This window comes from Pseudomonas sp. lyk4-TYG-107 (genome assembly GCF_030209055.1).
GTDB classification, from domain to species: domain Bacteria; phylum Pseudomonadota; class Gammaproteobacteria; order Pseudomonadales; family Pseudomonadaceae; genus Aquipseudomonas; species Aquipseudomonas putida_A.
Genome location: NZ_JARVST010000027.1, coordinates 212082 through 233293, shown reverse-complemented (window position 1 = coordinate 233293; position 21212 = coordinate 212082). Strand labels below are relative to the sequence as shown.

The window sequence follows — 21212 nt, the reverse complement described above, 5'->3', positions numbered from 1 at the left end:
TGCGGCCATTATCGTGAACATGCCTGAACGAGACCCTGCCATGAGTGAAGAGATTCTGATCAACATCACGCCGATGGAATCGCGCGTGGCGGTGGTCGAAAACGGTGTGCTGCAAGAAGTCCATGTCGAGCGCACGCAAAAACGCGGGATCGTCGGCAACATCTATAAGGGCAAGATTGTCCGGGTGCTGCCGGGCATGCAGGCGGCATTCGTCGACATCGGTCTGGATCGTGCGGCATTCATCCACGCCTCGGAAATCTCCCTTCGCGAAGGCCCGGCGGTGGAAAGCATCAGCGCGCTGGTGCACGAAGGGCAGAGCCTGGTGGTACAGGTGACCAAGGACCCGATCGGTTCCAAGGGCGCGCGCCTGACCACGCAGCTGTCGATTCCGTCGCGTTATCTGGTGTACATGCCGCGCACCGCCCACGTCGGCATTTCCCTGAAAATCGAAGACGAAGCCGAGCGCGAGCGCCTCAAGCAGGTGGTCAGCGATTGTGTGGCCAAAGAAGGAATCAAGGAGGCCGGTGGCTTCATCCTGCGTACCGCCGCCGAAGGTGCCGGGGCCGATGAGATCCTCATGGACATCCGCTACCTGCGCCGCCTGTGGGATCAGATCAATGCGCAGATCCAGACCATCGGCGCGCCAAGTGTGATCTACGAAGACCTCGGTCTGGCCCTGCGCACCTTGCGCGATCTGGTCAGCCCGAAGATCGAGAAGATCCGTATCGACTCCCGGGAAACCTTCCAGAAAACCACGCAGTTCGTCGCCGAACTGATGCCGGAAATCGCCGATCGTCTGGAACACTATCCGGGCGAACGGCCGATTTTCGACCTGTATGGCGTCGAAGACGAAATCCAGAAAGCCCTCGAACGCAAGGTGCCGCTCAAGTCCGGCGGTTATCTGGTGGTCGATCCCGCGGAAGCCATGACCACCATCGACGTCAACACCGGCGCGTTTGTAGGCCATCGCAACCTTGAAGAAACCATCTTCAAGACCAACCTCGAAGCCGCCACCGCGATTGCCCGGCAGATGCGCCTGCGCAATCTGGGCGGGATCATCATCATCGACTTCATCGACATGGAAGATGAGGAGCATCAGCGCCAGGTGCTGCGCACCCTGGAAAAACAGCTCGAACGTGATCACGCCAAGACCAACATCATCGGCATCACCGAGTTAGGCCTGGTGCAGATGACCCGCAAGCGCACCCGCGAAAGCCTTGAGCAAGTGCTGTGCGAGCCGTGCAGCAGTTGCCAGGGCCGGGGCAAGCTGAAGACCCCGGAAACCATCTGTTACGAGATTTTCCGCGAGATTCTGCGCGAAGCCCGCGCCTATCAGGCCGAAGGTTACCGGGTGCTGGCGAACCAGAAAGTGGTGGACCGTTTGCTCGACGAAGAGTCGGGTAATGTCGCCGAACTTGAAGGGTTTATCGGCCGCACCATACGCTTTCAGGTCGAAACCATGTATTCCCAGGAACAATATGACGTGGTGCTGCTCTGAACCCCTGCAGCACATTTAATCCACAACGGCTGGCCTCAGCTTTCAGTAGTTTTTTTGCCATGGGAGCCAACTGACATGGAGCGTCTGACACGCATTTTGGCCGCACTGACCCGCTGGGGGCTGGGCCTGTGCGCGTTGGTTCTGGTGTTGATGGCGTTGTACGTCAGCCTCGGTCGGGAACTGACGCCACTGGTGGCGGAATACCGCACCGATATCGAAGACAAGGCCACGGCTGCGCTCGGCATGCCGTTGCAGATCGGCGAACTGGAAGGCAACTGGAGCGGTTTCGCGCCGATTCTGCTGGCCCACGATGTGATGGTCGGTGACGGCGCCAATGCCTTGCGTCTGGATCGGGTGCGCGTGGTGCCTGACCTCTGGGCCAGTCTGCTGGCGCGCGAAGTCCGCATCGCCCACCTGGAATTGAACGGCCTGAAGATCAGCGTCAAGGAAGCGCAGGACGGCACTTGGGCGCTGGAAGGCCTGCCGGTGCAGAACGATCAGCCGCTGGATCCCGAGCAATTGTTCCAACGTTCGCAGATGGTTCAGCAACTGTCGGTGCTCGACAGTCAGGTGACCGTGCAGCCGCTGGATCAGGCGCCGATGACCTTTACCTACGTCGGACTGAATCTGAAAACCGGCAGCAGCCGTCAGCGTCTTGATGCTCGTCTGACCTTGCCCGATGGGCAACCGGTGGCGATGAGCCTGCGTACACGGATTCGCCCCTCTCAATTGCCGAACAGTTCGGTGGAAGGTTATGTCAGCCTGCCGCAAAGCGATTGGTCGAAGTGGCTGCCTGAGCGTGTGACTCAACAGTGGAATTTTTCCGAGATCAAAGCGGGCGGCGAGCTGTGGGTGAACTGGAACGACGGCGCTCTGCAAAGCGCCGCCATCCGTTTGAACGCACCACAGGTGACCGGCGCTTATGCCGAGCGCAAGCCGATCAAGATCAGCAATCTGGCGCTCAACGGCTATTACCAGCGTGATGACGAGGGCGCGATTGTCACTCTCGATTCGCTGGCGATGAACTTCGGCGAGACCCGCTGGGAATCCCATGTGCAGCTCAAGCAGACGGTGGCCACCGATAAAACCGATGAGTTGTGGCACTTGCAGGCCGACCGCCTCGACCTGACACCGATCACACCGTTGCTCAATGCGCTGGGGCCGTTGCCCGAAAACGTCGCCACGGTGATCGACCACCTGAAGGTAACGGGTGGACTGCGCAACGTACTGCTGGATTTTCGCCCCAACGCCACCGACGGTTCGAAATTCGGCTTCGCTGCCAACCTCGATAATGTCGGTTTCGATGCCTATCACGGTGCCCCGGCGGCGCGAAACGTCAGTGGCAGCCTCAGCGGCAACCTCGACGGTGGCGAGTTACGCCTGGACAGCAAGGATTTCGTCCTGCACCTCGATCCGATCTTCGCCAAGCCATGGCAATACATCCAGGCCAATGCCCGACTGACCTGGAAGCTCGATAAAGAAGGTTTCACCCTGATCGCGCCGTACCTGAAAGTGCTGGGCGAAGAGGGCAAAATTGCCGGCGACTTCCTGATCCGCCTGCACTTCGACCATAGCCAGGAAGACTACATGGACCTGCGCGTCGGGCTGGTCGATGGCGATGGTCGCTACACCGCCAAATACCTGCCCGAAGTCTTGAGCCCGGCCCTCGACGAGTGGCTGCGTACAGCGATCCTCAAGGGCGCCGTGGATCAGGGCTTCTTCCAGTACCAGGGTTCGCTGAGCAAAAACGCCAAGGACGTGGATCGCAGCATCAGCCTGTTCTTCAAGGTGCATGACGCCGAGCTGGCGTTCCAGCCGGGCTGGCCGCACGTGAGCAAGGTCAGCGGCGATGTGTTCATCGAGGACAGCGGCGTGCGCATCGTGGCCGACAAGGGCCAGCTGCTCGACACCCAGGTCAGCGACGTTTTCGTCAACATTCCCCATGTGCCGGCCGGGCAGCCCACCCATCTGTTGCTCGACGGCGGGTTTGCCGGCGGGCTGGGCGATGGCTTGAAGATTCTGCAGACCGCGCCGATCGGTACCGGCGAAACCTTTGCCGGCTGGGAAGGCGAGGGCGATTTGCAGGGCAGGGTCAAACTCGACATTCCGCTGGAAAAGGGCGATCTGCCGAAGATCCTCGTCGATTTCAAAACCGCCAATGCGCGCCTGAAACTGGCTGAGCCGAAGCTGGAACTGAGTCAGCTCAAGGGCGATTTCCGTTTTGACAGCACCAAGGGGCTGAGCGGGCAGAACATCGCCGCCAGGGCCTTCGACAAGCCGGTGACCGCGCAGATTTTCGCTGATGGCAGCCCGAACAAGCTCAAGACTCGGGTCGCGGCTTCCGGGCAGGTCGAGGTCAAGAAGCTCACTGACTGGCTGGGCGTGACTCAGCCGTTGCCGGTGTCCGGGACCCTTCCGTATCAGTTGCAGGTCAACCTTGACGGCACTGACAGTCAGCTCACTGTCAGCTCCAGCATGAAAGGCGTGGCAGTGGATCTGCCGGCACCGTTTGGCATGTCGGCCGAGCAGGGGCGTGACACGGTGTTCCGCATGACGCTGCAAGGTGCGGAGCGGCGTTACTGGGTCAACTACGATCAACTGGCGAGCTTCACCTTCGCCGCGCCGCCGAGCAATATCGCCGATGGTCGCGGTGAGCTGTTCCTCGGTACGGGCGACGCCGTACTGCCGGAGGCCAAGGGCTTGCGCATTCGCGGGGTGCTGTCGGAGCTGGACGTCGCGCCGTGGCAGGATCTGGTCAGCAAATACGCCGGCAACGATCCGGGCGGCAGTGCCAAACAATTGCTCAACAGTGCCGACTTCAAGGTGGGCAAGCTCACCGCCTTCGGCACCACGCTCGATCAGGCCGCCGTGCAGGTCAATCGCAAGCCATGGGCGTGGAATCTGTCGCTCGACAGCCAGCAGGCCAAGGGTTCGGCCAGCCTGCCCGATGCCAAGGGCGCGCCGATCGCGGTCAATCTGCAATACGTACGCCTGCCGGCGCCGGATCCGACGGTGCAGGCCGACGAGAATTCGCCTGATCCGCTGGTTTCGGTCGACCCGACCAAGATTCCCGCGCTGGATATCACCATCAATCAGTTGTTTCTGGGCCAGGATCTGGTCGGTGGCTGGTCGCTGAAAGTTCGCCCGACGGCCAAAGGCATCGCCCTGAACAACATGGACATGGGCCTCAAGGGCATCCTGTTGCAGGGCAATGGCGGCTGGGAAGGGGCGCCGGGTTCGACCAACAGCTGGTTCAAGGGCCGGATCAGCGGCAAGAACCTTGCCGATGTGCTCAAGGGCTGGGGCTTTGCGCCGAGCGTGACCAGTGAAGAGTTCCACATGGATGTCGATGGCCGCTGGCCGGGCTCGCCGGCATGGCTGGCAACCAAGCGCTTCTCCGGCACGCTGGATGCCTCGCTCAATAAAGGTCAGTTCGTTGAAGTTGAGGGCGGCGCGCAGGCGTTGCGGGTGTTCGGTCTGCTCAACTTCAACTCCATCGGCCGTCGTCTGCGTCTGGACTTCTCCGACTTGTTTGGCAAAGGCTTGAGCTACGATCGGGTCAAGGGCCTGTTGGTGGCAAATAACGGCGTGTATGTCACCCGCGAGCCGATTCGTCTGACCGGTCCTTCGAGCAACCTTGAGCTGGACGGTACGCTGGATTTGGTCGGCGATAAGGTCGATGCGAAATTGCTGGTGACCTTGCCGGTGACCAACAACCTGCCGATTGCTGCGTTGATTGTCGGCGCGCCGGCGGTCGGCGGGGCGTTGTTCCTGATCGACAAGCTGATCGGCGACCGCGTAGCGCGCTTCGCCAGCGTCAAGTACACCGTCAAAGGCCCGTGGAAAGAGCCGAAAATCACCTTCGACAAGCCTTTTTGAACAGCCACATCCCAGGCCTATGGAGTAGCATGGCCGCATACCTGTTACGGAGTGCGCCATGTCTTTAGCGGTGATTCAAATGGTCAGCCAGAGTGATGTGCTGGCCAATCTGGCGCAGGCTCGACGCCTGCTCGAACAGGCCGCGGCCGGCGGCGCGAAGCTGGCGGTGCTGCCGGAAAACTTCGCCGCCATGGGCCGTCGCGACATCGCCGACATCGGCCGTGCCGAAGCGCTGGGCGAAGGTCCGATCCTGCCATGGTTGAAACAGACCGCCCGCGACCTCAAGTTATGGATAGTGGCCGGCACGTTGCCGTTGCCGCCGCTTGGGCAACCGGACGCCAAGTCGCATGCCTGTTCGCTGCTGGTCAACGATCAGGGTGAAACCGTGGCACGGTATGACAAGTTGCACCTGTTCGATGTTGATGTGGCGGACAATCGCGGGCGGTATCGCGAATCCGATGACTATGCTTATGGCAGTGGCGTGGTGGTCGCAGACACGCCGGTTGGCCGAGTCGGCCTGACCGTGTGTTACGACCTGCGCTTTCCGGAGCTGTACAGCGAATTGCGCGCCGCCGGTGCCGAGTTGATTACCGCCCCGTCGGCCTTCACCGCAGTGACCGGTGCGGCGCATTGGGACGTGCTGATTCGCGCCCGTGCCATCGAGACGCAGTGCTATGTATTGGCGGCAGCGCAGGGCGGAACCCACCCGGGACCGCGTGAGACCTTCGGTCATGCGGCGATCATCGATCCGTGGGGCCGTGTGCTGGCGCATCAGGATCAAGGCGAGGCGGTATTGTTGGCCGCACGCGACAGTGATGAACAAGCGTCTATCAGGGCGCGAATGCCGGTGACGAGTCATCGGCGGTTTTTCTCGCAGGGCGCCCAGCGGCCTGCTTCAGAACATGAATTTAAGGCGTAAACCTATGAGCGAGTTGTTGTCCTCAGTCAGTGATCACCTGTTGGCGCCCGGCGGCGTGACCATCGAGAGCCTGCAAGGTGTGCTCGGCGATCTGGCCGGCCCGGGCATCGATGCTGCCGATCTGTATTTCCAGGGCCAGATCTCCGAGTCGTGGTCGCTGGAGGACGGTATCGTCAAGGAAGGCAGCTTCAACCTCGACCAAGGTGTTGGCGTGCGTGCGCAGTCCGGCGAGAAAACCGGTTTTGCCTACAGCAACGCGATCACCCTCGAAGCCCTGGGCGCTGCGGCCCGTGCCGCCCGCTCGATTTCCCGCGCCGGGCAGAACGGCACGGTGCAGGCGTTCAGCACCCAGGACGTCGCGCAGTTGTATGCGCCGGACAATCCGCTGGAAGTGCTGAGCCGCGCCGAGAAAGTCGAGCTGCTCAAGCGCATCGACGTCGCCACCCGCGCCCTCGATCCACGGATTCAGCAGGTCAGCGTGAGCATGGCCGGGGTCTGGGAACGGATTCTGGTGGCGTCCACCGACGGTGGCCTGGCCGCTGATGTGCGTCCGCTGGTACGTTTCAACGTCAGCGTGATCGTCGAGCAGAATGGGCGTCGCGAGCGCGGCGGACATGGCGGCGGCGGGCGTACCGACTACCGTTATTTCCTCGCCGAAGACCGTGCCATGGGCTATGCCCGTGAAGCACTGCGTCAGGCCCTGGTGAATCTGGAAGCGATTCCGGCACCGGCCGGCACCTTGCCTGTCGTCCTCGGTTCGGGCTGGTCCGGTGTGCTCCTGCACGAAGCGGTCGGTCACGGTCTGGAAGGCGACTTCAACCGCAAGGGCAGTTCGGCCTATAGCGGGCGCATGGGCGAAATGGTTGCCTCCAAGCTCTGCACCATTGTCGATGACGGCACGTTGAGCGGTCGTCGCGGCTCGCTGAGCGTCGACGACGAAGGCACTCCGACCGAGTGCACCACGCTGATCGAAAACGGCGTGCTCAAGGGCTACATGCAGGACAAGCTCAATGCGCGTCTGATGGGCGTGGCCCGTACCGGCAACGGTCGTCGCGAGTCCTACGCGCATCTGCCGATGCCGCGCATGACCAACACCTACATGCTCGGAGGCGAGAGCGATCCGGCGGAAATCATCGCGTCGGTGAAGAAGGGCATCTACTGCGCCAACCTTGGCGGCGGTCAGGTCGACATCACCAGCGGCAAGTTCGTGTTCTCCACCAGTGAGGCGTACCTGATCGAGGACGGCAAGATCACCGCGCCGGTCAAGGGCGCGACGTTGATCGGCAACGGCCCCGAGGCGATGAGCCGGGTGTCGATGGTCGGTAACGATCTGGCGCTGGACAGCGGTGTGGGCACGTGCGGCAAGGACGGGCAGTCGGTGCCGGTGGGTGTCGGTCAGCCGACGCTGAAGATCGATGCGATTACCGTGGGTGGCACGGGCGCATAAACAGAGGTGGAGCTGCGGGTGGCGCGCAGGGCGGCCACCCGATGGCGAGTATCAACGCAGGCCGCGTTGGGTATCGTCCAGCTCACGGATGTACTTGAAGATCTTGCGGCTGGAAGCAGGAGGTTTGTTGTGTGCAACCTCGTGCTGAGCCTGACGGATCAGGGAACGCAGTTGCTGGCGATCGGCGTCGGGGTATTCGACGACGAATTTCTCCAGCACGGCATCGTCACCAGCGATCAGGCGGTCACGCCAGCGTTCGAGGTTGTGGAAACGCTCGTTGTACTGACGGGTGGAGGCATCGAGTTGATCGAGCAGGACCAGAATCGCGTCAGTGTCCTGATCGCGCATCAGTTTGCCGATGAACTGCAGGTGCCGTTTACGCGCGATGTTCGCGGTGTGCTTCGGCGCATCAGCCAGGGCCCGGCGCAAGGCGTCGGTCAATGGCAGTTTTGCCTGCAAGTCGGGCTTGAGTGTTGTAAGGCGCTCGCCAAGGTCAACCAGAGCATGCAGCTCGCGTTTGACCTGAGATTTGCTTTTTTCTCCCGTATCGAGGGAGTCGTCGTAAGAATCAACCATGGTGGCAGTCCGCAAAGAAACGCCGCCATGATAACCAGTCGGGGGCCGCTTGTCCGGCCCGGTCGCTCGATGACCCCAGCCGAAAGCAGAATTTGAGTGGAGATGAGCATGAGTGCAGTTCAAAGCGTCGGCCCGCAAGCATTGCCGGCACTGCAGGAACAGGTCGAGCAGATCATCGCCGAAGCCAAGCGTCAGGGAGCCAGTGCCTGCGAAGTCGCGGTGTCGCTGGAGCAGGGTTTATCGACGTCGGTGCGTCAGCGTGAGGTCGAGACGGTCGAATTCAATCGCGACCAGGGCTTTGGCATCACCCTGTACGTCGGCCAGCGCAAAGGCTCGGCCAGCACGTCCGCCACCGGGCCGGACGCGATTCGTGAAACCGTTGCCGCTGCACTGGCGATCGCCAAACATACCTCTGAAGACGAAGCCTCGGGCCTCGCCGATGCCGCGCTGATGGCCAGGGATGTGCAGGATTTCGACCTGTTCCACGAATGGGACATCACCCCGGAGCAGGCCATCGAGAAGGCGTTGCTCTGTGAAGCCGCCGCGTTCGACGCCGATGCGCGAATCAAGAACGCTGACGGCACCACCCTCAGCACCCATCAGGGCTGCCGTGTATATGGCAACAGCCACGGTTTCATCGGTGGTTACGCGTCGACCCGGCACAGCCTGAGCTGCGTGATGATCGCCGAAGCCGACGGCCAGATGCAGCGCGATTACTGGTATGACGTCAATCGTCAGGGCAGCTTGCTGGCGGATCCGGTGAGCATCGGCCAGCGTGCCGCGCAACGTGCCGCGAGCCGTCTGGGCGCGCGTCCGGTACCGACCTGCGAAGTGCCGGTGCTGTTTTCCGCTGAACTGGCGGGCGGCTTGTTCGGCAGCTTCCTGTCGGCGGTGTCTGGCGGCAGTCTGTATCGCAAATCATCGTTCCTCGAAGGCACGCTGGGGCAGAAGCTGTTTCCGGAATGGCTGACCATCGATGAGCGTCCGCATCTGATGCGCGCCATGGGCAGTGCGTCCTACGACGGCGATGGTCTGGCCACCTACGCCAAACCGTTCGTTGAGAAGGGCGAGCTGGTGTCGTACATCCTCGGCACATACTCCGGGCGCAAACTCGGCATGCCGAGCACTGCCAATGCGGGAGGCGTACACAACCTGTTCGTCACTCACGGTGATGAAGATCAGGCGGCGCTGTTGAAGCGCATGGGCCGTGGCTTGTTGGTTACCGAGTTGATGGGCCATGGCTTGAACATGGTCACCGGCGACTATTCGCGTGGGGCGGCGGGGTTCTGGGTCGAGAACGGCGAAATCCAGTTCGCGGTGCAGGAAGTGACCATCGCCGGCAACATGCGCGACATGTTCAAGCAGATCGTCGCAGTCGGTAATGATCTGGAGCTGCGCAGCAATATTCGTACGGGCTCGGTGCTGATCGAGCGGATGACTGTCGCGGGCAGCTAAGCCCCAGCGGTCAGACAAGAAAGGCGCGCCACCTCATCGGGTGGCGCGCCTTTTTTCTTGGCTCCACACAAAACCTTGTGGGAGCGAGCCTGCTCGCGAAAGCGATTTAACAGCCGACCGCAGCGGTGACTGACACGACGCCTTCGCGAGCAGGCTCGCTGCCCCCAATGAAGTCTGTGTAACCAGGCGCTCTTGTTTTGGTTCTCATTATCATCTAATAATAAATCTCATCTCCGAACGAGTCCCGGATCATGAGTTCTGCCTTGCACGAGCAGCCGTACCTCGAAAGCTGGCGCTGGATGAGTCGCCAGATCCGTTGCGCGATGGATCCTGACGAACCACGCCTGATCGAACATTACCTGGCCGAAGGCCGTTATCTGGCCTGCTGTACGGCGACTTCCCCGTGGACCATCGCTGAAACCTCCTTCCGTTTGTTGATCGACACGGCCACCGATATCGCCTTGCCGTGGCACTGGCGCAGCCTGTGTCTCGATCAAGCCTGGCGGCCGTTGCGTGAAATGGAGCGCCTGTCGCTGTGCAACTGCCGGCTCCAGCGCTGGCAGCGCTACACCTGGCAACTGGCGACCTGCGAGTTGCTTCCCTCGATTCCTCTCATTGAATTAGTCCAAGGATTTACCGATGACCAAGACACGTATTGAGCGCGACAGCATGGGCGAATTGCAGGTGCCGGTGGACGCTCTCTACGGCGCGCAGACCCAGCGCGCAGTGGATAACTTCCCGATCAGCGGCAAGCCGATGCCAACGCAATTCATCCGTGCGCTGATCCTCGCCAAAGCCGCCGCCGCGCGGGCCAACGTCGAGCTCAACCAGCTCAGCGCCGGCCAGGGCAAAGCTATCAGCGATGCCGCGCAAGGCCTGCTCGAAGGCGATTTCATGCAGCATTTCCCGGTGGATATCTTCCAGACCGGCTCCGGCACCAGCTCCAACATGAACGCCAACGAAGTGATCGCGACCCTCGCCAGCCGCCTGCTCGGCGAGCCGGTCAACCCGAACGATCACGTCAACTGCGGCCAGAGCAGCAACGACATCATTCCGACCACCATCCACGTCAGCGCCGCCCTGGCGTTGCACGAACAACTGCTGCCGGCGCTGTTGCATTTGGTGCAGGTCATCGAAAACAAAGCCGAACAGGTGCACCACCACGTCAAAACCGGCCGCACGCACTTGATGGACGCGATGCCGGTGCGCATGAGTCAGGTGCTCAATGGCTGGGCGCAGCAGCTCAAGGCCAACATCGGTCATCTGCAGGACTTGCTGCCGAGCCTGCAATCGCTGGCGCAGGGCGGTACGGCGGTCGGCACCGGGATCAATGCGCATCCGGAATTCGCCGCGCGTTTCAGCCGCCAGCTCAGCCAACTGACGAATGTGCAATTCACTCCGGGCAAGGATCTGTTCGCCCTGATCGGCTCGCAGGACACCGCCGTCGCCGTCTCCGGTCAGCTCAAGGCCACCGCCGTATCGCTGATGAAAATCGCCAATGACCTGCGCTGGATGAACTCTGGTCCGCTCGCCGGCCTTGGCGAGATCGAGCTGGAAGCCCTGCAACCGGGTTCGTCGATCATGCCGGGCAAGGTTAATCCGGTGATTCCGGAAGCTACTGCGATGGTCGCTGCGCAAGTGATCGGCAACGACTCGGTGATCACCATCGCCGGCCAGTCGGGCAATTTCGAACTGAACGTGATGCTGCCGATCATCGCCCAGAACCTGCTGAGCAGCATCGAACTGCTGGCCAATGCCAGTCGTCTGCTCGGCGACAAGGCCATCGCCAGCTTCAAGGTCAATGAGTCGCGGCTCAAGGAAGCGCTGTCGCGCAACCCGATTCTGGTCACCGCGCTCAACCCGATCATCGGCTACCAGAAAGCCGCCGAAATCGCCAAGCAGGCCTACAAGCAGGGCCGCCCGGTGATCGACGTCGCGCTGGAGCACACCGACCTGTCGCGCAGCCAACTGGAAGAGTTGCTCAACCCCGAGAAACTCACCGCTGGCGGCGTGTAAATACCGCAACCGCTTTGGAGGTTCACCATGGAGCACTGGAAACGCACGATCGAACGGGCCAATCGCTGCTTCATGCTCGGCGAGCTGATCGACGCCCGCGAGGCTTACCTGCAAGCCCTGGCCCTGGCGCAAGTGCTATTCGAACGCTGGGCCGATGCCGACGAAGCGGTGGCGGCCTGCGTCATCTCCCACCACAACCTGGCGGATCTGCACCTGCGCCTGAATCAGCCGGAGGAGAGCGCCGAGTACCTCTGCGCGATTCATCAACGGCTGTTGCAGACCATGCAGGACGAGCGCCTGCGCCCGGCCCTGCGTGAAGCGGCGTTGCGCCAGAGCAGCAAGACCTACGTCGAACTGCTGAATTTCATCAGCGAACACGGCGAATACCCGCGCACCCAGCGCCTGCTGCACCCGGACACCGGCAATGCACGCCGCGCCTCAGTCTCACATCACCATGGAGTCCACTGAAATGGCTTTTACCTTGCCTGCCTTGCCGTACGCCTACGATGCCCTGGAACCGCACATCGATGCGCAAACCATGGAGATCCACTACACCAAGCACCACCAGACCTACATCAACAACCTCAATGCCGCCGTCGAAGGCACTGAGTACGCCGAATGGCCGGTGGAAAAACTGGTCGCCAGCGTTCAGCAGTTGCCGGAAAAACTCCGCGCGGCCGTGATCAATCAGGGTGGCGGGCATGCCAACCATTCGCTGTTCTGGGAAGTCATGGTGCCCAACGGCGGTGGCAAGCCGGACGGCGCGCTGGCCAAGGCGATTGACGACCAACTGGGCGGTCTCGACAGCTTCAAGGACGCCTTTACCAAAGCCGCGTTGACCCGTTTCGGCAGCGGCTGGGCCTGGCTCAGCGTGACCCCGGAGAAAAAACTGGTCGTGGAAAGTAGCGGCAATCAGGACAGCCCGTTGATGAACGGCAACACGCCGATTCTCGGTCTGGATGTTTGGGAACACGCCTACTACCTGCGTTACCAAAACCGTCGCCCGGAATACATCAACGCGTTCTACAACGTGATCAACTGGCCGGAAGTTGCTGCGCGCTACCAGGCTGCACTGGTTTAAGTCTTCTATAAAAACAATCCCGGGCTGACTATGGGCACTGAAACACTGGCGATTGGCGGTGGGCGCATGTTTCGTTACGCGGTCGGGTCGCTGTTGCTGCTGGCGGGCATGACCCTGCTGGCCGTGCACGGGCTGGAATGGCTGGATCTGCAGCCGCGATTGTCACGCGCATTGCAGGGCGGCGCGATCTGCGCCCTCGGCACGGCGCTCGGCGCGGTGCCGGTGCTGGTGATCCGGCGTATGCCGCAGAGGCTCAGCGATACGCTACTGGGTTTCGGCGCCGGTGTGATGCTGGCGGCGACCGCGTTTTCGCTGATCGTGCCGGGTATCGCTGCTGCCGAAAGTCTGGGCCTGACACCGTGGGCCGCCAGCGGGTTGATCTGCTTCGGCATCATGCTCGGTGCGTTCGCTCTGTATCTGGTGGATCTGAAACTGTCCGGCGCCTCACCGGAAATGCTCGTCGGTACCCCCGAGCACCCGGTGATTCCGCCGCGCATCTGGCTGTTCGTCTTCGCCATCATTGCTCACAACATCCCGGAAGGCATGGCGGTGGGGGTGTCTGCTGGCGGCGGCATGCCGGATGCCGACAGTCTGGCGATGGGCATCGCCTTGCAGGATGTGCCAGAGGGATTGGTGATTGCGCTGGTACTGGCGGGGGCGGGAATGTCGCGGGTCAAGGCATTCTTGATCGGCGCGGCGTCAGGACTGGTCGAGCCGGTGTTTGCACTGCTCTGTGCGTGGCTGGTCAGTCTGGCGGAGCTGTTATTGCCGTTGGGGCTGGCGCTGGCGGCGGGGGCGATGTTGCTGGTGGTGACGCACGAAGTCATTCCGGAATCGCGCCGCAATGGTCATGACATGCTGGCCAGTCTTGGCTTGCTGATCGGGTTTTGTCTGATGATGGTGATGGATACGGCGTTGGGTTGAATACCAAAAGATCGCAGCCTGCGGCAGCTGTTGCCAAGGCTGCGATCTTCGGTGCTGGGCTGTCAGCCCCCTTCATCGAAGTAGTTGTTGATCAGCTCCACCAAAGCAACCATGGCCTCCTCAGCCTGTTCGCCTTCGGTGCTCAAATGGATCTTGGTGCCCTTGCCGGCCGCGAGCATCATCATCGCCATGATGCTTTTGCCGTCTACTGCTGTCTCGGGTGTGCGACCGACTCTTATCGTGGTCTCCGGAAACTTGCCGGCCACGCCGACGAATTTGGCCGATGCCCGGGCATGCAGACCCAATTTGTTGATGATTTCGATTTCACGAGCAGGCATCGCGGTGTGAATCCTTTAAGTGAGGTCGCGGTGGCGAACCTGGACGTTCTTCAGGGTTTTCTGCAGGGCCTGACCCAGACGTTCAGTCAGGTAAACGGAACGGTGATGCCCGCCGGTGCAGCCAATGGCAATGGTGACATAGGCGCGGTTACTCGCAGCAAAGCGTGGCAGCCATTTGTTCAAGTAGCCGAAGATGTCCTGGAACATCTCCTCAACCTCCGGTTGTGCAGCCAGGTACTCGGCGACAGGTGCGTCTAGACCCGATTGTGCACGCAGTTCCGGTTTCCAGTAAGGATTGGGCAGGCAGCGCACATCGAACACCAGATCCGCGTCCACCGGCATGCCGCGCTTGAAGCCGAACGACTCGACCAGAAACGCCGTGCCCGGCTCCGGCTGGTTCAACAGTCGCAGCTTGATGGTGTCACGCAACTGGTACAGATTGAGATTGGTGGTGTTGACCTTGAGGTCGGCCAGATCGGCGATCGGGCCGAGCAGGGCGGTTTCATCTTCGATCGCTTCGGCCAGCGAGCGGTTGGCAGTGCTCAATGGATGGCGCCGGCGGGTTTCCGAGAAGCGCTTGAGCAGGGTTTCTTCGTCGGCATCCAGATACAGCACATCGCACTGGATGTGCCGGGCACGGACTTCTTCAAGCAGTTCGGGGAAACGCGACAGGTGGCTCGGCAGATTGCGTGCATCGATCGACACGGCCACCAGCGGCTGGGCCAGTTCGGTGTGAATCAGGGCGCGTTCGGCGAGTTCCGGCAGCAGACCGGCCGGCAGGTTGTCGATGCAGTAGTAGCCGTTGTCCTCAAGGACATTCAGGGCGGTACTTTTACCCGAGCCGGAGCGGCCGCTGACGATGATCAAGCGCATGATTAATGACCGTTCTGCTCGCTCAGGACGACCTGATACAAGGCTTCGTTGCTCGGTGCGCTGCGCAGTTTTTCGCGCACTTCCTTGCGATCGAGCATGCTGGCGATCTGGCGCAGTAATTCCAGGTGGGCATCGGTGGCCGCTTCCGGGACCAGCAGTACAAACAGCAGGTCGACCGGTGCGCCGTCGATGGCATCGAAATCGATGGGGGCATCAAGGTGCATCAACGCGCTGATAGGCGCTTCGCAGCCTTTGAGGCGACAGTGGGGAATGGCGATGCCGTTGCCGAAACCGGTGGATCCGAGTTTCTCACGGGCTACCAGGCTCTCGAAAACATCCTGCATGGCCAGATCCGGCACTTCTTTATGGATGAGGTTGGCAATCTGTTCGAGGGCTTTCTTTTTACTGCCGCCCGGCACGTTCACCAGGGAACGGCCGGGGGTCAGGATACTTTCAAGTCGGATCATGGGTTGGGAGTGTTAACGACCTGTCGCGCCCTGGAGGAGGCTCTGGGTCTTTTCCTTATGCTTTTTGAGTTGGCGATCCAGCTTGTCGGTCAGTGAGTCGATCGCAGCGTACATGTCGGTATCTTCTGCGTTGGCGACCACTTCGCTGCCGGGTATATGCAAGGTGGCTTCGATTTTCTGCTTGAGCTTTTCGACGCACATCGTGACTTGCACGTTGGTGATCTTGTCGAAATGGCGCTCCAATCGTTCGAGTTTCTCGTTGATGTAGGTGCGCAGAGGTTCGGTCACTTCCAGTTGGTGTCCACTGATGTTGACTTGCATACAGCTTCTCCTTCGTTGCCAGTGCATAAAGCGGCAGGCCGAAGAGCCTGCCACTGGAACGCTGTAACGTGGCTTACATCAACCGCTTGCGTTCGCTCGAAGGCGCGATCCCGAGGGATTCGCGGTACTTGGCGACGGTGCGGCGAGCCACCTGAATGCCTTGTGCCTCCAGTAAACCAGCGATCTTGCTGTCACTCAACGGCTTTTTCTGATTTTCCGCCGCAACCAGTTTTTTGATGATCGCGCGGATCGCCGTGGACGAGCATTCACCGCCTTCGGAGGTGCTGACGTGGCTTGAGAAAAAGTATTTCAGTTCATAAATACCGCGCGGGGTATGCATGAATTTCTGCGTGGTGACCCGGGAAATCGTCGATTCGTGCATGCCGACCGCCTCGGCGATGTCATGCAGGACCAACGGCTTCATGGCTTCATCGCCATACTCCAGGAAGCCGCGCTGATGCTCGACGATCTGGGTGGCCACCTTCATCAGGGTTTCGTTGCGGCTTTGCAGGCTCTTGATGAACCAGCGTGCCTCTTGCAACTGGTTGCGCATGAAGGTGTTGTCGGCGCTGGTGTCGGCGCGACGGACGAAACCGGCGTACTGCGCGTTAACCCGCAGACGGGGCACTGACTCCTGATTCAGCTCGACCAGCCAGCGTTCGTTATCCTTGCGCACAATGACGTCGGGCACCACGTACTCGGCTTCGGTCGATTCGATCTGCGAGCCCGGACGCGGATTGAGGCTTTGCACCAGTTCGATGACCTGACGCAACTCGTCTTCCTTGAGCTTCATACGCCGCATCAACTGGCTGTAGTCGCGACTGCCGAGCAGATCGATGTAATCGCTGACCAGACGTTTGGCTTCGTTGAGCCACGGGGTCTTGGCCGGGAGCTGACGCAGTTGCAGCAGCAGGCATTCGCCGAGGTTGCGCGCCCCGATACCGGCCGGTTCGAACTGCTGAATGCGGTGCAGAACGGCTTCGATCTCGTCCAGCTCGATGTCGAGCTCCGGATCAAAGGCGTCGAGAATTTCTTCGAGGGTTTCGTCGAGGTAGCCCTGATTGTTGATGCAATCGATCAGGGTCACGGCGATCAGGCGGTCGGTGTCGGACATCGGCGCCAGGTTCAATTGCCACAGCAGATGGCTTTGCAGGCTTTCGCCGGCGGACGTGCGGGTGGTGAAGTCCCACTCGTCGTCATCGCTGCTGGGCAGGCTGCTGGCGCTGGTCTGGTAGACGTCTTCCCAGGCGGTATCAACGGGCAGTTCGTTAGGAATGCGCTCGTTCCATTCGCCATCTTCCAGATTGTCCACCGTCGGGGCGGCTTCCTGATAGGACGGTTCCTGAATGTCGGTGTTGGGTTTTTGTTCGGCGTTGTCGGCCAAAGGATCGGTATTGTCGAAGTCGTCGCCTTCTTCCTGGCGTTCGAGCATCGGATTGGATTCCAGGGCCTCCTGGATTTCCTGTTGCAGGTCCAGGGTCGACAATTGGAGCAGGCGGATGGCCTGTTGCAGCTGCGGTGTCATCGTCAGCTGCTGGCCCATTCTCAAGACTAGCGATGGTTTCATGGCAGGGGCTTAACACCTTATTCGCCGGCGCGCATGCGCCATCCACTACAGGGCGCCGGAGCGCCAAACTTAAGCAAATTATATGCCTGAAACTGTCGTGTTTGCCTAGAGCGCTGTAACAATAAAAGCGTATAAAACTTTGTTGACGCATCGCGTCGAGGCGCGGTGAACATCTTTGAGGCGTCGTGTCTGCCCAGAGCGCTGTAACAATAAAAGCGTATAAAAATCAGCTTCAACGTTACAGCGCCCAAACGGCTGGCCGAATGCGATCGCGCTTCAGAGGCGGAATTCGTGGCCCAGGTACACTTCCTTCACCAGATCGTTGGCGAGGATGGTCGCCGCATCGCCTTCCGCGATCAGTTGACCGTCGTTGACGATGTAGGCGGTCTCGCAGATATCCAGGGTCTCACGCACGTTGTGGTCGGTGATCAGTACACCGATGCCCTTGGCCTTGAGGTGGTGGATGATCTGCTTGATGTCGCCGACCGAGATCGGGTCGACACCGGCGAACGGTTCGTCGAGCAGGATGAATTTCGGTGCGGTCGCCAGGGCGCGGGCAATTTCCACCCGGCGGCGTTCACCACCGGACAGGCTCATGCCGAGGTTGTCGCGGATGTGGCTGATGTGGAATTCCTGCAGCAGGCTTTCCAGTTCCTTGCGACGACCGGCCTTGTCGAGTTCCGTGCGGGTTTCGAGGATGGCCATGATGTTATCGGCCACCGACAATTTGCGGAAGATCGACGCTTCTTGCGGCAGATAGCCGATACCGGCCTTGGCACGGCCGTGCATCGGCTGATGGCTGACGTCCAGATCATCGATCAGTACGCGACCCTGATCGGCCTGCACCAGACCGACGATCATGTAGAAGCAGGTGGTCTTGCCGGCGCCGTTCGGGCCGAGCAGGCCAACGATCTGGCCGCTGTCGATCGACAGGCTGACGTCGCGCACAACCTGGCGGCTTTTATAGGCCTTGGCCAGGTGTTGAGCTTTCAGAGTTGCCATTACTGGGTTTTCTCGTCGGTTTTCTTCTTCGGCTGGATCACCATGTCGATACGCGGACGTGCTTCGGTGACTTTGCTGCCGGTAGCGCGACCGGCACTGGCCAGTTTCTTCACCGTGTCATAGACGATTTTCTCGCCCTGAGTGGTGTTGTTGTCCTTGTCGACAACCTTGGCCTTGTCGATCAGCACGACGCGGTTTTGCGCGGCGTGGTACTGAATCGTCACGCCCCAGCCCTGAACAGGCTTGGCGTCACCCTGGGTTTGCAGTTGCTCGAAGTAGGCAAGGTTGCCCACCGAGGTCACCACGTCGATATCGCCGGTCGGAGTACGGGTGATGGTCACCGTATTGCCCTTAACGATCATCGAGCCCTGGGTGATGATCACATCACCTTTATAGGTGGCGATGCCGTTCTTGTCGTCCAGCTGGGCGTCGTCGGCCTGAATGCGGATAGGTTGCTGCTGATCGTTCGGCAGAGCCCAGGCGCTCACGCTTCCCAGTGCTGCGCCCAGACTGAGCAAAATAGGGAGGGTTTTAACGAGCCTCATACTGTCCTCTTACGTTCGATTGCAGGTGTATCCTGCTTTCCTTCAAGTACGCCTTCATTCCCACGCCAGTCGATACACCGCCAGCGCCGTCGATTCTAACGGGTTGCTCGGTCTGCGCATATTGCTGCTGAGGGAACACCGTCATGCGTGTGCTGGTGATCAGGGTGTCGCGTTTCTTTTCATCGGTGCGCTTGATGCGTACCGAGTCGATCAATTCTACCTGCGTTCCGTCTGGATTCACTTCGCCTCGCTCGCTGGTCACGTGCCACGGAAACTCGGTGCCGCGATACATGTTGAGGTCGGGTTTGGTAACCAGAGTCACATCCGTCGCTTTCAGGTGTTCGGCCTTGTCCGACGTCATTTCGTACTGCACTTTGCCGTCCGGCAGATATTGCAGGGTATGCGTATTGGTGGCGTACCAGTCGATGGCAGTGTCTTCGACCTTGGCCACAGGCTTGTCGAGGAAACGTTCCGGACTGATGTTCCAGTAGCCGACCGCCGCAAACATCGCAGCGATGCAGCCGAACAGCAGGAAGTTGCGAAATTTTTTGCTAAACATGATTTGGCTCACAGGTACGCGGCGTTGGCCGCATCGAGGCGGCCCTGGGCGCGCAGGATCAATTCGCAGAATTCACGGGCGGCACCTTCGCCACCGCGGGCCCGAGTGACGCCATGGGCGTGTTCGCGCACGAAGTCGGCAGCATTGGCAACAGCCATGCCCAGGCCTACGCGGCGGATCACCGGAAGGTCAGGCAGGTCGTCACCCAGGTAGGCGACCTGTTCATAGCTTAGGCCCAGTTGCGCCAGCAGGCCGTCCAGAACCACCAATTTGTCTTCGCGGCCCTGAAACAGGTGCGGGATGCCGAGGTTCTTCGCCCGGCGTTCAACCACCGGGGTCTTGCGGCCACTGATGATGGCGGTCTCGACACCGGCATTCATCAGCATCTTGATGCCCTGGCCATCGAGGGTGTTGAAGGTCTTGAATTCGCTGCCGTCTTCGAGGAAGTACAGGCGCCCGTCGGTGAGGACGCCGTCGACGTCGAACACCGCCAGTTTGATCGCTTTGCCGCGTTGCAGCAGATCGGTGGTCATTACATCACTCCTGCACGCAGCAGATCGGAGAGGTTGAAGGCGCCGATCGGGCGATCTTCTTCGTCCACGACAACCAGTGCGTTGATTCGGTGGTCTTCCATGATTTTCAGGGCTTCGGCGGCGAGCATCTCGGGCCGTGCGGTCTTGCCGTGTGCGGTCATGACCTGGTCGATGGTGGCGCTGCGGATGTCGATGCTGCGGTCCAGCGTGCGGCGCAAATCGCCGTCGGTGAAGATTCCGGCCAGTTTGCCATCGGCTTCAACGATCGCGGTCATGCCCAGACCCTTGCGGGTCATTTCCATGAGCGCGTCCTTGAGCAGGGTGCCGCGCTGCACTTGCGGCAGCTCTTGCCCGGCATGCATGACGTTTTCCACTTTCAGCAGCAGGCGTCGACCCAGAGCGCCGCCCGGGTGTGAAAAGGCAAAATCTTCGGCGGTGAAACCCCGCGCTTCCAGCAGCGCCACGGCCAGGGCATCGCCCATTACCAGCGCGGCGGTGGTCGAGGAAGTCGGTGCCAGGTTCAGCGGGCAGGCTTCGTGTTCGACATGAACGTTGAGGTTGACTTCGGCAGCTTTGGCCAGCGGCGACTGCGGATTGCCGGTGAGGCTGATCAACTGGATGCCGAGGCGCTTGATCAATGGCAGCAGGGTGACGATTTCGTTGGTCGAGCCGGAGTTGGAGAGGGCGAGGATCACGTCGTCGCGGGTGATCATGCCCATGTCGCCATGGCTGGCTTCGGCCGGGTGGACGAAAAATGCCGGGGTGCCGGTGCTGGCCAGGGTCGCGGCAATCTTGTTGCCGACGTGCCCGGATTTGCCCATGCCGACCACGACCACACGGCCTTTGCTGGCCAGAATCATCTCGCAAGCGCGTACGAAATCGGCGTCGATATGGGGCAACAAGCCTTGTACGGCTTCCACTTCGAGGCGAATGGTGCGTTGTGCCGATTGAATCAGGTCGCTGGATTGGCTCATGTCAGAAATCGTATAGCCCGATGAAAAGGCGGCGATTATAGCGGTTATGTTGAAAAGCCTCACGCAAGTTCGTCGTGCTTTGTCATTCCGCGTCAGCAAAACCCCGAAAAAGTGCCATCAGGCCTGTCATATCGTTGAACGCGGAGGGGCGGGGCCTTGGGCGCTTGGCGTTTGCAGTGATATAGTTCGCCGCCAGTTCGGCCTGCCCGGGAGGTATGTGCTTTCTGCGGAAAGCCAG

Annotated in this window: 21 protein-coding genes; 10 read left to right on the top strand and 11 right to left on the bottom strand. The window is 60.6% G+C overall.

Annotated features, from left to right (window positions below; genetic code table 11):
- The first annotated feature begins 40 nt into the window (after window positions 1-40).
- From rng to tldD, 4 genes are all read left to right on the top strand, one after another.
- Window positions 41-1498, top strand: a complete 1458-nt coding sequence (rng, locus tag QRN61_RS22525; RefSeq protein WP_007961585.1) for a ribonuclease G — start codon at window positions 41-43, stop codon at window positions 1496-1498.
- A 75-nt stretch (window positions 1499-1573) separates the two neighbouring features.
- Window positions 1574-5377, top strand: coding sequence for a YhdP family protein (locus tag QRN61_RS22520; protein WP_285375548.1), 3804 nt, complete (start codon window positions 1574-1576; stop codon window positions 5375-5377).
- A gap of 58 nt (window positions 5378-5435) precedes the next feature.
- Complete coding sequence (locus QRN61_RS22515; RefSeq protein ID WP_285375547.1) at window positions 5436-6296, top strand: carbon-nitrogen hydrolase family protein; 861 nt, start codon at window positions 5436-5438, stop codon at window positions 6294-6296.
- A gap of 4 nt (window positions 6297-6300) precedes the next feature.
- Window positions 6301-7743: a metalloprotease TldD gene (gene tldD / locus QRN61_RS22510; protein WP_007961588.1), complete on the top strand. Its 1443-nt coding sequence runs from the start codon at window positions 6301-6303 to the stop codon at window positions 7741-7743.
- 51 nt (window positions 7744-7794) lie between these two features.
- Here the strand turns inward: tldD and yjgA are convergent, their stop codons facing one another.
- Window positions 7795-8319, bottom strand: coding sequence for a ribosome biogenesis factor YjgA (gene yjgA / locus QRN61_RS22505; RefSeq protein WP_007961589.1), 525 nt, complete (start codon window positions 8317-8319; stop codon window positions 7795-7797).
- A 108-nt stretch (window positions 8320-8427) separates the two neighbouring features.
- Here yjgA and pmbA point away from each other — a divergent pair, with 108 nt between their 5' ends.
- The 6 genes from pmbA to QRN61_RS22475 all read left to right on the top strand — a co-directional run bounded on the left by pmbA (window position 8428) and on the right by QRN61_RS22475 (window position 13795).
- Entirely contained in the window at window positions 8428-9774 is a 1347-nt protein-coding gene (gene pmbA, locus QRN61_RS22500; RefSeq protein ID WP_027610838.1) for a metalloprotease PmbA, read from the top strand.
- 251 nt (window positions 9775-10025) lie between these two features.
- Window positions 10026-10433, top strand: a complete 408-nt coding sequence (locus QRN61_RS22495) for a hypothetical protein (protein WP_007967195.1) — start codon at window positions 10026-10028, stop codon at window positions 10431-10433.
- The gene (locus QRN61_RS22490; protein WP_204896128.1) at window positions 10414-11790 is read left to right on the top strand and encodes a class II fumarate hydratase; all 1377 of its coding nucleotides are present in this window, start codon (window positions 10414-10416) and stop codon (window positions 11788-11790) included. The genes QRN61_RS22495 and QRN61_RS22490 overlap by 20 nt, the downstream gene beginning before the upstream one ends.
- A gap of 27 nt (window positions 11791-11817) precedes the next feature.
- Window positions 11818-12258, top strand: coding sequence for a DUF2753 family protein (locus QRN61_RS22485; protein WP_096795353.1), 441 nt, complete (start codon window positions 11818-11820; stop codon window positions 12256-12258).
- A 1-nt stretch (window position 12259) separates the two neighbouring features.
- Window positions 12260-12871, top strand: coding sequence for a superoxide dismutase (locus QRN61_RS22480; protein ID WP_103369140.1), 612 nt, complete (start codon window positions 12260-12262; stop codon window positions 12869-12871).
- A gap of 30 nt (window positions 12872-12901) precedes the next feature.
- Complete coding sequence (locus tag QRN61_RS22475) at window positions 12902-13795, top strand: ZIP family metal transporter (protein WP_285375546.1); 894 nt, start codon at window positions 12902-12904, stop codon at window positions 13793-13795.
- A gap of 62 nt (window positions 13796-13857) precedes the next feature.
- On the opposite strand, the gene QRN61_RS22470 is transcribed toward QRN61_RS22475, so the two are convergent.
- The 10 genes from QRN61_RS22470 to QRN61_RS22425 form a co-directional block, all read right to left on the bottom strand.
- The gene (locus QRN61_RS22470; protein WP_027610843.1) at window positions 13858-14133 is read right to left on the bottom strand and encodes an HPr family phosphocarrier protein; all 276 of its coding nucleotides are present in this window, start codon (window positions 14131-14133) and stop codon (window positions 13858-13860) included.
- Between the two features lie 15 nt (window positions 14134-14148).
- Window positions 14149-15006 carry an RNase adapter RapZ gene (gene rapZ / locus QRN61_RS22465; protein ID WP_285375545.1) on the bottom strand — a complete coding sequence of 286 codons (858 nt, stop codon included), beginning with the start codon at window positions 15004-15006 and terminating at the stop codon, window positions 14149-14151.
- Window positions 15007-15008: 2 nt separating this feature from the next.
- The gene (ptsN, locus tag QRN61_RS22460) at window positions 15009-15473 is read right to left on the bottom strand and encodes a PTS IIA-like nitrogen regulatory protein PtsN (RefSeq protein ID WP_027610845.1); all 465 of its coding nucleotides are present in this window, start codon (window positions 15471-15473) and stop codon (window positions 15009-15011) included.
- Window positions 15474-15485: 12 nt separating this feature from the next.
- Window positions 15486-15794: a ribosome hibernation-promoting factor, HPF/YfiA family gene (hpf, locus tag QRN61_RS22455; RefSeq protein WP_025109458.1), complete on the bottom strand. Its 309-nt coding sequence runs from the start codon at window positions 15792-15794 to the stop codon at window positions 15486-15488.
- Between the two features lie 73 nt (window positions 15795-15867).
- A complete protein-coding gene (locus QRN61_RS22450; protein ID WP_027610846.1) occupies window positions 15868-17361 on the bottom strand; it encodes an RNA polymerase factor sigma-54 in 1494 nt (497 codons plus the stop codon).
- A 276-nt stretch (window positions 17362-17637) separates the two neighbouring features.
- The gene (lptB, locus tag QRN61_RS22445) at window positions 17638-18363 is read right to left on the bottom strand and encodes an LPS export ABC transporter ATP-binding protein (protein WP_007967211.1); all 726 of its coding nucleotides are present in this window, start codon (window positions 18361-18363) and stop codon (window positions 17638-17640) included.
- On the bottom strand, window positions 18363-18908 hold the full coding sequence (gene lptA, locus QRN61_RS22440) for a lipopolysaccharide transport periplasmic protein LptA (RefSeq protein ID WP_096795357.1): 546 nt from the start codon (window positions 18906-18908) through the stop codon (window positions 18363-18365). The genes lptB and lptA overlap by 1 nt, the downstream gene beginning before the upstream one ends.
- Complete coding sequence (lptC, locus tag QRN61_RS22435; protein WP_027610848.1) at window positions 18895-19467, bottom strand: LPS export ABC transporter periplasmic protein LptC; 573 nt, start codon at window positions 19465-19467, stop codon at window positions 18895-18897. The genes lptA and lptC overlap by 14 nt, the downstream gene beginning before the upstream one ends.
- 8 nt (window positions 19468-19475) lie before the next feature.
- Window positions 19476-20000, bottom strand: coding sequence for a KdsC family phosphatase (locus QRN61_RS22430; RefSeq protein ID WP_007967216.1), 525 nt, complete (start codon window positions 19998-20000; stop codon window positions 19476-19478).
- Entirely contained in the window at window positions 20000-20974 is a 975-nt protein-coding gene (locus QRN61_RS22425) for a KpsF/GutQ family sugar-phosphate isomerase (protein WP_027610849.1), read from the bottom strand. Before QRN61_RS22425 ends, QRN61_RS22430 begins: the two co-directional genes overlap by 1 nt.
- Between the last annotated feature and the right edge of the window lie 238 nt (window positions 20975-21212).